11 protein-coding genes are annotated in these 10,484 nt (G+C 71.7%); 6 read left to right on the top strand and 5 right to left on the bottom strand.

Annotated elements, in window-relative coordinates; all coding sequences use genetic code 11:
* Window positions 1-622: LysR family transcriptional regulator (locus tag C3486_RS35090; RefSeq protein ID WP_103836916.1), on the bottom strand; the 622-nt coding region annotated here is incomplete at its 3' end.
* 75 nt (window positions 623-697) lie between these two features.
* Here C3486_RS35090 and C3486_RS35095 point away from each other — a divergent pair.
* Window positions 698-1,708: a DMT family transporter gene (locus C3486_RS35095; RefSeq protein ID WP_103836917.1), complete on the top strand. Its 1,011-nt coding sequence runs from the start codon at window positions 698-700 to the stop codon at window positions 1,706-1,708.
* Window positions 1,709-2,432: 724 nt separating this feature from the next.
* Here the strand turns inward: C3486_RS35095 and C3486_RS35105 are convergent.
* Window positions 2,433-3,764, bottom strand: coding sequence for an aminotransferase class I/II-fold pyridoxal phosphate-dependent enzyme (locus tag C3486_RS35105; protein ID WP_103836918.1), 1,332 nt, complete (start codon window positions 3,762-3,764; stop codon window positions 2,433-2,435).
* Between the two features lie 37 nt (window positions 3,765-3,801).
* Here C3486_RS35105 and C3486_RS35110 point away from each other — a divergent pair, with 37 nt between their 5' ends.
* Window positions 3,802-4,503, top strand: a complete 702-nt coding sequence (locus C3486_RS35110) for a pyridoxamine 5'-phosphate oxidase family protein (protein WP_103836919.1) — start codon at window positions 3,802-3,804, stop codon at window positions 4,501-4,503.
* A gap of 8 nt (window positions 4,504-4,511) precedes the next feature.
* Window positions 4,512-5,153, top strand: a complete 642-nt coding sequence (locus C3486_RS35115; RefSeq protein ID WP_103836920.1) for an FMN-binding negative transcriptional regulator — start codon at window positions 4,512-4,514, stop codon at window positions 5,151-5,153.
* Between the two features lie 128 nt (window positions 5,154-5,281).
* Here the strand turns inward: C3486_RS35115 and C3486_RS35120 are convergent, their stop codons facing one another.
* Both C3486_RS35120 and C3486_RS35125 read right to left on the bottom strand, forming a co-directional pair.
* On the bottom strand, window positions 5,282-6,295 hold the full coding sequence (locus C3486_RS35120) for a DMT family transporter (protein WP_103836921.1): 1,014 nt from the start codon (window positions 6,293-6,295) through the stop codon (window positions 5,282-5,284).
* Between the two features lie 202 nt (window positions 6,296-6,497).
* Window positions 6,498-7,043, bottom strand: a complete 546-nt coding sequence (locus tag C3486_RS35125; RefSeq protein WP_103836922.1) for a Clp protease N-terminal domain-containing protein — start codon at window positions 7,041-7,043, stop codon at window positions 6,498-6,500.
* Between the two features lie 268 nt (window positions 7,044-7,311).
* Here C3486_RS35125 and C3486_RS35130 point away from each other — a divergent pair, with 268 nt between their 5' ends.
* Window positions 7,312-7,800 carry an SRPBCC family protein gene (locus C3486_RS35130; RefSeq protein ID WP_103836923.1) on the top strand — a complete coding sequence of 163 codons (489 nt, stop codon included), beginning with the start codon at window positions 7,312-7,314 and terminating at the stop codon, window positions 7,798-7,800.
* Window positions 7,801-7,956: 156 nt separating this feature from the next.
* Here the strand turns inward: C3486_RS35130 and C3486_RS35135 are convergent, their stop codons facing one another.
* Window positions 7,957-8,553, bottom strand: a complete 597-nt coding sequence (locus tag C3486_RS35135) for a PadR family transcriptional regulator (protein ID WP_103836924.1) — start codon at window positions 8,551-8,553, stop codon at window positions 7,957-7,959.
* Between the two features lie 440 nt (window positions 8,554-8,993).
* Here C3486_RS35135 and C3486_RS35140 point away from each other — a divergent pair, with 440 nt between their 5' ends.
* The gene (locus C3486_RS35140) at window positions 8,994-9,248 is read left to right on the top strand and encodes a hypothetical protein (protein WP_103836925.1); all 255 of its coding nucleotides are present in this window, start codon (window positions 8,994-8,996) and stop codon (window positions 9,246-9,248) included.
* Window positions 9,249-9,477: 229 nt separating this feature from the next.
* The gene (locus C3486_RS35145) at window positions 9,478-10,311 is read left to right on the top strand and encodes a PhzF family phenazine biosynthesis protein (RefSeq protein ID WP_103836926.1); all 834 of its coding nucleotides are present in this window, start codon (window positions 9,478-9,480) and stop codon (window positions 10,309-10,311) included.
* Window positions 10,312-10,484: the final 173 nt, after the last annotated feature.

The following is a 10,484-nucleotide window of genomic DNA, read 5'->3' on the forward strand; positions in this document are numbered from 1 at the left end:
CGTGGCAGAACTCCCCCTGCGGCCAGGAGATCCACGCATCGTCCGCGAAGTCCTCCAGCTCCACCGTCCGCCGCCCCGCCAGCGGATGGTCCGACGGCATCGCCACATCCGCCGGATCGTCCAGCAGCGGCGCCTTCGCCAGCCCCTCCGGGAGCGACAACGGCCGGTTGTACCAGTCCAGTACGACCCCGAGGTCGATGTCCCCGCCTACCACCGCACGCACCGAATCGCCCGGCTCCATCTCCCACAGCCGCGCCCGCAGCTGCGGGTGATCGACGAGCAGCGCGGCGAGGGCGCCGGGAAACAGTCCGCGCGCCGCCGTGGGGAACGCCCCCATCCGCAGCTCCCCCACCGCCTGCCCGCGGTGCGCCTCCAGCTCGGCCTCGGCCAGCTCGACCTGGGAGAGGATGCGTGCCGCGTGGCCGGCGAGCAGCCGCCCGGCGTCGGTCAGCCGTACGCCCCGCCCGTTCTTGGCCAGCAGTTGCTGTCCCGTCTCCCGTTCCAGCTTGGCCAGTTGCTGCGAGACGGCCGAGGTGGTGACGTGCAGCCCCTCGGCCGCCGCCCGCACCGAACCGTGCCGCGCCACGGCGCTGAGCGTCCGCAGCCGCTCCATGTTCAACATATAAGCGATGCTACGCGGTACTGCCCACGAAATCTCACTTGTGCTACGCGATGGGCCAGCGCGATCGTAGACGTCATGAGCACCGCCGCCACCTCCTCGTCCCTCTCCCCGTCGGATCCGGCCCCTGCCCCGGCCACTCCCTCCGCTTCCGCCCCACCCCGCTCCCGCGGAGGTGAAACGGCCGCCCCGCGCTCACCTCTCGACTGGCGCGTCCGGTTCGCCGTACTGTCGCTGATCTGGGGTTTCAGCTTCCTCTTCATCAAGGTCGGCACCCAGGGGTACGCCCCGCTGCAAGTCACGCTCGGCCGCATGGTCTTCGGTGCGGCGGTACTGGTCGCCGTACTCGTCGCCAAGCGGGAGCGGTTGCCCCGCGACCTGCGCACCTGGGGACACCTGGCGGTGGCCGCCCTGTTCCTCAACGCCCTCCCCTTCTCGCTCTTCGCGTACTCCGAGCTGACCATCCCCTCCACTCTGGCCGGTATCTGCAACGCCACCTCCCCGCTGTGGGGCATGGTCCTGTCCGTCGTGGCGCTCTCCGAGGACCGCCCCACCCGCCGCCGCGTCGCGGGCCTGGGCCTCGGGTTCATCGGGGTACTGACCGTCCTCGGTGCCTGGCAGGGCTTCTCCGGCACCGACCCGCTGGGCACGCTCATGGCCCTGAGCGCCGCGCTCTGCTACCCGATCGGCTGGATTTACGTCCGCCGCACCCTCGCCAGCAGCAAGCACTCCAGCCTCTCGATGTCCAGCGCCCAACTGCTGCTGGCCACGCTGCAACTGGCCGTGGTGACCCCGCTCTTCACCTCCCTCCCGACGTCGTTCCCCGTCGTCCCGTTGCTCGCGATCATCGCCCTCGGCGCCCTCGGCACCGGCTTGGCCTTCCTCCTTCAGTACGGGCTGGTGGGAGAGGTCGGCCCCACCACCGCGCAGATGGTCACGTACTTCGTCCCGGTCATCGCCACCGCCGCCGGCGTTGCCGTGCTGGGCGAAGACCTCAGCTGGAACACGCCGGTCGGCGCGCTCATCGTCCTGGCCGGCGCCGCCCTCACCCAGAGCCGCCCGCGCTCCCCCCGCCAACCCCGCTCCTGACCGCACGGAGGAACTGGACCACCGGACCACCGGACCACTGGGGCGCCGGGCCGGCGGATCACTGGACCACCGGGGCGCCGGACCGCTGGGGCGCCGGACCACCGGGGCGCCTGTTCACCGAGCCGCCGGTTTCACCAGGCCACTGGGGCACCGGGCCCGGGGTGCCGGACCCGGGGTGCCGGACCTGGGTTGCCGGGCCGGGTCACCGGACATCGGATCACTGGGTCTGGGTCACCGGGTCCAGGTCACCGAGCATCGGAGTACCGGGGCTGGATCGCCGGGTCCGGGGCACCGGGTCCAGGTCACCGAGCATCGGAGTACCGGGGCTGGATCGCCGGGTCCGGGGCACCGAGGCTGGATCACCGAGTCCGGGGCACCGAGCGTCGGAGCACCGGGTCCCGGTCACCGAGGGTCGGAGCACCGGGTCCCGGTGCAGTACGCGCCGGGGCCACCCTCCCGGCAGCCCGGGAAGTAGCCGCCCCGCGACCCGAGAAGCAGCCACCGGTCGCGCCCGCTACCCAGGACTGCCGCGGCGATCGCTGGAGCCACGCCCCGCCCTGCCCGCCGGCCGCCGCTCCTGGGCCCGGCGACCCCCCTACCGCCGGACCACCCGCACCGGGGCCCCGTACCGGCGGTCAGTCCAACCGCCTGACACCCGCACCGGGCCCCCATAGCGGTGGTCAGCCCGACCGTCGGGCACCCGCCCGGCGGGTCACCCGGCGGGTCAGTCGTACCGGCGGGCCTTCCCCGGTAGGCAGGCCGCGGCGACGGCCGAGGCGAGTGGCTCGATGTCCTCCTCGGAGAGGGTGGACACCGTGATGCGTATGCCGGGTGGCGAGTCCATCCGGAACCGCGCCCCCGGGGCCACCGCCCACCCCGCGTGCAGCAGTCGCGACACCGCGCCCGTCTCGTCCGGGACCGGGACCCATACGTTCATCCCGCTCCGGCCCTGCGCCTGGACGCCACGCTCGGCCAGGGCCCGTATCAGCTCGTCCCGGCGATGCCCGTAGGATCCGGCGACCGCCACCGGGTCCACGGCCTCCGTCTGCCAGAGATGGATCACCGTGTCCTGCAGCAGGTGGCTGACCCAGCCGGGCCCCAGGCGCTGCCGTCCACCCACCCGGTCGACCGTGACCGCGTCCCCCGTGAGGACCGCCAGGCGCAGGTCCGGGCCGTACGCCTTGGCCGCCGACCGGACCAGCACCCAGTGGTCCGTCACGCCCGCCAGCGGATGCAGCGGGAGGTCGACGATGCGATGGCCGTGGTCGTCCTCGACCAGCAGCACGGTCGGGTACTCCGCCAGCAGCGACCGCAGCTCCTCGGCGCGCGCCGCGCTCACCGCCGCCCCCGTCGGGTTCTGCGCCCGGTCCGTCACGATCGCCGCCCGTACGCCGAGCGCCAGCGCACGTTCCAACTCGGTCGGCAGCGGCCCTTCCTCATCCAGTCCCACGGGAACGGGCCGCAGCCCGAGCGCCGGGATGAGGTCCAGCAGGCTGCCCCAGCCCGGGTCCTCTATCGCCACCGCGTCGCCTGGCCGGAGATGCGCGGCGAGGACGCGCTCGATGGCGTCGAGCGAGCCGGAGGTGACGGCGACCGGGCCGGCCGGGACGCCGTCGGCGTCGAAGTCGGCCCGCGCCCGGCCGGCCAGCTCCTCCTCGATCAGCGGAGCGCCGTACAGCGTGGGCCGGGCAGCGGCTCGCTCGGCCGCCGCGGCGAGCGCCGGACCGAGGTCCGGAAGCAGCTCGCGGTCGGGATTGCCGTCGGACACGTCCCGCACGCCCGGAGGGACGTCGACCCGCAGGGCCTCGCGCGGCGTACTGGTCGGCCGCGGCCGCACCCGGGTGCCACGCCGCCCGCCGGTCTCGACCACTCCACGGTCGCGCAGCGTCCGGTACGCGGACGCGACCGTATTGGGATTGACCTCTAGATAGACGGCCAACTCCCGCATGGGCGGGAGGAGTTCGCCTGGCTGGAGCTCGCCCGCACCGATGGCTCGCTCGACGCTGGCGGCAATTTCCGATGCGCGCCGCCCTTCGATCCGATACTCTCCTAGCACAAACATGAGTATGCACTAGTGCAATGGAGTTCGCAAGATGTCTGAGCTGGTATCCCCCACAACGACCGAAGCCGGCGCGGAGTCCCCCGACGCGTACGCGCGAAGTGAGCGCACCGCCCCGACCCGGTCCGCCGACCGTGCCGCGTACGACCACGAGACCGTCCACTCCATCCTCGACACCGGCTACGTCTGCCACCTCGGCTTCGTCCGCGACGGCGCCCCGGTCGTGCTCCCCACTCTCTACGGCAGGGTCGGCAACCGCCTCTACCTCCACGGCTCCACCGGCTCGCGGCCGCTGCGGATGGCCGGCGGCACGGACCCGGGCCTGGCCGTGTGCGTGACCGTCACCCACGTCGACGGCCTGGTCCTCGCCCGCTCGGCGTTCCACCACTCCATCAACTACCGCAGCGTCGTGATCCACGGCACCGCCCACCAGGTCACCGATCCCGAGGAGAAGACCGCCGCGCTCGACGCGCTGGTGGACCACGTCCTGCCCGGCCGCGCCGCCGACTCCCGCCCCGGCAACGCCAAGGAGCTGGCCGCCACGGCCGTCATCCGGCTCGACCTGACGGAGGTCTCCGCCAAGATGCGCACCGGCGGGCCGAACGACGAGCCCGAAGACCTCTCGCTGCCCCACTGGAGCGGCGTCGTTCCCGTGACCCCGGTGTACGGTGCGCCCATACCCTCGGACGACCTGGCCCCCGGCATCGCCGTGCCGGCCTACCTGCAGAACCTCTGAGGCCGGACATGCTCATCCACCCCTGGGACGCACCGTCCGACGACACCGAATGGCAGCAGTGGCTGGCCGCACACGACTTCGGCCAGCTCGCGGGCAACGGCCTGCCCGGCGACCCGCCATGGGTGCAGCCCGTGCACTTCGCGTACGACGCCGACCGGCGCGAGGTCGTCACCCACCTGGCGCGCCCGAACCCCTTGTGGCGCGCGCTGGAGGCCGACCGGTCCGTGCTCCTCAGCGTGGTCGACGACTACACCTTCATCCCCGGCCCCTGGCAGGCCGCCGTGGACGTACCGCCCGAGCACGGCGTGCCCACGAGCTTCTACGCCGCGGTCCAGCTGCGCTGCACGGCGCACCTCGTGGACGGCCCCGAGGAGAAGGCCGAGCTGCTGGAGCGCCAGATGGCGCACTTCCAGCCCGCCGGCGGCTCCGCGCCGGTCACGGCCGACGGCCCGCCGTACGGCCGCATGCTCTCGGGCATCCGGGGGCTGCGCCTGGAGGTGACGGAGGTGCGGGCCAAGTTCAAGTACGCCGGAAACAAGAGCAGGGAGGTACAGGAACGCATCGCCCGAAGACTGGCCGAGCGCGACGGCCCCGGAGACGCCGCGGCCCGCGCCCATCAGTTGCGCCGCATGCCGGCCGACCGGGATTGACGGCCCACCGCGGCTGACCCTTCGCGGGCCCGTGAAAGGCTCGCAGGTCTGTCGGCGCCCTGGTCCGGGCGATCAGCGTCTTACGCAGTCACGGCTCCGGGGGGGCGAAGCCTCACGTACCGGTCGACTCACGTACCGGTCGACCCGGTCGGCAGCGCGGTCTCCGCAAGCGTGTCGCCACCCGAGTGCGAGGCCACGTCCCTGGGCGCCTTGGGCGTGCTCGACTGCGCGATGAACGCACCGATCAGCACCACCGCGCCGCCGATGATCTGCGGCGCGGACAGGTGCTCGCCGAGCAGCACCCAGGCCAGCACGGTCGCGATCACCGCCTCCAGGCACGCAACGACGCCCGCGACCTGCGGCGACAGCCGGCGGATGGAGATCACGCCGGTGAGGTAGGCGAGCACCGTCGCCATCAGCACGAGCCAGGCGAGGAGCAGTACGGCAGGTACGGACGTGCCGTCCATGTCCGCGCTGCCGCCGAGTACCGACCAGTCCATGTTCCAGGGGCGTGCGACCAGCGTCAGCAGGAGCGCGCCGAAGAGCAGTCCGTACGCGATCACGCCGAGTGGGTTCGTGGCCTCCTCGTCGTCACCGCCGTGGTCGGACAGCACGAAGTACCCCACCTGGCAGCAGGCCGCCCCCAGGGCGAGGGCCAGCCCAAGGACGTCGAAGCTCAGGCCCGCCCATACCTCGACGACACAGGCGAGGCCGCCGACGGCGAGGACGGCCCCGACCGCGGCGGCGCGGCTGACAGGTCGGCGCTGCACCAACCGTACCCAGCCGAGGACCAGGGCCGGAGCGAGGTACTCGATGAGCAGCGCGACGCCGACCGGGATGCGGGAGAGGGCGGCGAAGTAGCAGGCCTGTACGCCTGCGACGGCGAGCAGGCCGAAGCCCACGAGCAGCGCGGGGCGACGGAACAATAGGTTCCGGTGGCGCCAGGCGACGGGCAGCATGACGAGCGCGGCGCCGGCGCTGCGCAACCAGGTGACGTGGAGAGGTGCCAGACCGGCTTCGATCAGCGGTTTCGCGACCACTCCCGATCCCCCGAAGGCCAACGCCGACAGGAGGGCGAGACCGAGGCCGAAGCCCCTCGCCCGGCCACTCTGGCTCGTTTCCGTCCCCGAAGTCGCGTGCATCCGGACATCATGACAGGGGAGGTCAGCAGCGTCACCACCGATACCCCTGTCACAACATGCGTCAGGAGGGGCATTCGCCGCTTACGGTGCGGACGCACGGCGATCGATCGCCGACGACCTGCGGGGTGAATGCAAGGGACGGCGTGACGGTGGGGTGCCGGGGCAGCCGGACGCGGGACGGTGGGATACCGGGGCGGCGGTATTACAGCTCGTCCGCCACCGGTTCCTGGGTCTGCCGGTCCAGCCGCGCCGCGAGCAGCGTCGTGTCCACAGCGGCGCGGCGGAGGATTTCGACGGCGCGGCATTCGGAGTCGTCGACGAGAGCGGCCAGGAGGTCGAGGCACTCGGCGCGGACGGCGTAACGGGCGTGCGCGCGGTCCAGTGCGCCGTCCATGGCGGCCGCCGCGGCGGGCGACCAGCCCGGCGACCCGCCCTCGGTGACCATCGGCACGGCTCCGGAGTCCTCCACCGTGCCGTGCCACCGCAGGCCGAAACCGATACTGCGCTGTACGAGGTAGCCCAGCAGCCGCGCGACCTTGCCGCCTTCGGGGTCGACCATCTCGCGTACGGCCGGGTCGGATTCGAGAAGACCGTGCAGGAGGTGGGCGGTGTCCACCTGCCGGTCACCATCGCGCGTGGCCCGCCTGCGGGCAGCCGAGAGCACCGAGGCGAGCTCGGTCGTCAGACAAGCGTCGAGGTCCTCCGGGGACGGACCCACTCCGCCGTTGTACGCAGTACGGTTTTGCACAGAACCCACCCCACCAGCCTCTTGCTACCGGAACATCCCCGGCAGGGAGCATTTGCGCATCCCACCATGGGTGGGTGCCCACAATGGAAATCTCATCCCTACGGAGGATATGCCCGGCACGTGAGCGGGGGTCCAGGGCCGTGCACACGCCCCGCCGCACACCGATGCGCCCCGCGCGGTACCTGACGGGCCATCAGTATTGAACCTTGCGATACCAGCGGTTACCTTCCGCGGCACCACCGGAGTCCGAGCGCCAAGGGGTGCCCACATGGCCGACGTCACCGCCCAGGCTCGTATCGCCGCACCACCGGACAAGATATGGCGCTACCTGACCGATTTCGACAGTTACGGCCAGTGGAACGCCACGCACACGAGCTTCCCGGAAGGCGGCCCGGCGACGCTGGAACCAGGAGCCAGCTATGCGGAGAACATGAAGCTCATGAGCTTCCCGGCCGAGGTGACCTGGACGGTACAGGCCCTGGAGCCCGGACGGCTCCTCGACATTCAGGGCAAGGGCCCGATGGGCGTCAGCCTTCGTATGCGGTACGCGCTCACGCCGGAAGGAGGGGCGAACGCCGGCGGCGCCGCGACCGCCGTCGGCGAGGAGGACGACACCTCCGCCGCAGGAGCGACGACCGTACGGATCGACGGCTCGTTCACCGGCGCAGCCGTGGCGCTGATGGCCGGCAAGCTCAAGGACTCGGCGAAGTCGGCACTCGACGAGTCACTCGGCAAGCTCGCGGGGCTGGTCGGCTGACCGGCCGGTCGGCCGACCAGCTGACCGGCTGACCGGCTGACCGCACGAGGGGGCGGCTGACACGTCGTACGCAAGAGGGCCGTGGTCGACTGTCATCCCGACCACGGCCCTCGGCCATGCATGCGCACGCGCAGGCGACGCATGCGGCTGCTTCCCTCACTCATCCTCGGCGAGGATGAGGTAAAGGTCCTTCCGCGCCCGGTTGACCACCGCGATCGCCTTCTCGCGCTGCTCGGGCGTGCCGGTCGCCCACACCTGGCGGAACGCTTCGGCCAGACCGCCGCCGGCCTTGCGGATCTCGCTCAGCGCCTCCCAGTCGACGCCGCGACCGGCGTCCTCCCAGGGCGCGTCCGAGCCGTTCTCCGCTTCCGCGCGCCCCTCGTCGGTGAGCTCGAACAGCTTCTTGCCGCCCTCGCTCCGACTGACGATAAGCCCCTCGTCCTCGAGCAGCTGCAGGGTCGGGTACACCGAGCCGGGGCTCGGCTTCCACGCACCGCCGCTGCGCTCGGCGATCTCCTGGATCATCTCGTAACCGTGCATCGGACGGTCCTTGAGCAGCGCCAGGATCGAGGCGCGCACATCACCGCGCCGCGCCCGGCCGCGCGGTCCGCCACGGCCCCGGCCACCGCCGAACGGAGGCCCGCCGAAGGGCGGCCCGAACGGCCCGAAGGCGGAACGCAGCCCCTCGTACTCGCCACGGCCGCCGCCTCGACGGCCGTGGCCCCAGTGTTGTTCGTGTCCATGTGTACGCATGATGGGTCACTCCTATCGTTGATCTGTCACGATGCCTCAACGATATATCGGAACTGTTCGGCCGACAAGAGCCGAGTGGGGCTCTCTCGCGCCCTGTCGCACCGAACCCGAACCTTGAGCGAATCTCACCGAAGACCGACGGATCACAGTTCGTCTCGCCCAAAGGGTGAGCGACCCGGTCAGCGCCCTGTTGCAGTGAGTCAGGTCAGCGCCCTGTTGTAGTGAGTCAGGGGCCACTTGTTCACGGCGCCCGCGAGGGCGCCAGCATCACACCGGTCGAAACCGAGCCCGGCGAGGCCGTGAACGTCTGGCCCTCTTGGGGCGCTCCCCTCGGCCGCTCCGAACGCTCTATCGGGTGATCGACAGGGGTCCACCCGCCACTGGCACCCCGGAAGATCGTTTCCCCTGTGACCGACACGCACCGACCCAAGGGATGTTCCATGCGCACCCGTGCCCGCCTCGCCGCCGTCTTCACCGGCCTCGCCCTCACCGGCATCGCCGCACCTGCCGCCATGGCCGACGGAGTCGACGCCGGCGCGGGCGTCTCCGACGTCGCGAACCTTGCCTCTACCGACTTGGTCAACGACCCGGTGAATCACGTCCTCTCCCCCGGCGGCCCTGCAGAGAAGCTCCTGGACAACGACGCCAACGCGAGCACCCTCCTCAACTCGGCGTACGAGGGCCTGGGTCACTAAGAGCCTCTGATCGCCCGCCTGGGCACTACAGGGAGCCACTCGCACTTCGTTGAGAATCACTCAGCCGGCCATCACCCTTCACCGAGACAGGAACATCTCGAGTGGCCTCTACGACTGGCCACATTCGGGAGCCGACCGAGGCGCGAGGCAGGCCAATAAGGATCCTTGCAGGCCAATTTCTTCTGATTGGCCCTCGGCGTTGGCGCACACGGCTGCTTACGCTCAAGCCATGAAGATCCGAATCGTCAATGCCTTCACCACCGACCCCTTCGGCGGCAACCCGGCCGGTGTCGTCGTGCTGGACGGCCCTTCGTACCCCGAGCAGTCCTGGCTGCAGCGGCTCGCGGCGCAGGTGAACCTCTCGGAAACCGCGTTCGCGCTGCCGCTGCCGGACAGCGACGACGCCGACTGGGCGCTGCGCTGGCTCACCCCGGCCACCGAGGTCGACATGTGCGGCCATGCCACGCTCGCCACCGCGCACGTCCTGCACTCCGCCGGAACCGCCACCGGCACGGTCCGCTTCGCGACCCGCAGTGGCGTGCTCACCACCACGGCTTCGGACGACGGCTCGATCAGCATGGACTTCCCGACCGCCCCGCTCACGGCCGTTCCGGTGCCGCAGGGGCTGGCCGCTGCGCTCGGTACCGAGCCGGTCGCGACGTACGAGACGGGCCCGCAGGTGGGCGATCTGCTCGTGGAGGTCGCGGACGAGAAGACCGTACGCGAGCTGTCACCCGACCTCGGGGCGCTGGCGCGGTACGGGGACCGGGGCGTGATCGCGACCGCGCGGGCCGAGAACCCGGACTGCGGCTATGACTTCGCGACGCGGTGCTTCTTCCCCGGCGTCGGCATCGCCGAGGACCCGGTGACGGGGAGTGCGCACACGGCGCTCGCGCCGTTCTGGTCGGAGCGACTCGGCCGGAACGAGCTGACCGGGCTGCAGGGCGCCGGCCGCACCGGCTTCATCCACACGGCGCTCCGCGGCGAGCGGACACTGCTGACCGGCAACGCGGTCACGGTCATCGAGGGCGAACTGACGAAGGCGGCCCAGCCGGAGGGGTGAGGGGAAGCGGGGGGCGCTGCGGGGGCGGGACTAGGTGGGGCCGGGGGCGTGGGCGGGCGGAGCCGGGGGCATGGGCGGGGCGGAGGGAGTGGGGCGGGATGAGGTGGGGTGAGGGGCGGGTCGCGGGCGGGGGGCGGGAGTAGGGGTGGGGAAGGCGGTGGGGGCGGGGGCTT

Source organism: Streptomyces sp. Ru73 (assembly GCF_002920575.1).
Classification (GTDB): Bacteria; Actinomycetota; Actinomycetes; order Streptomycetales; family Streptomycetaceae; genus Streptomyces.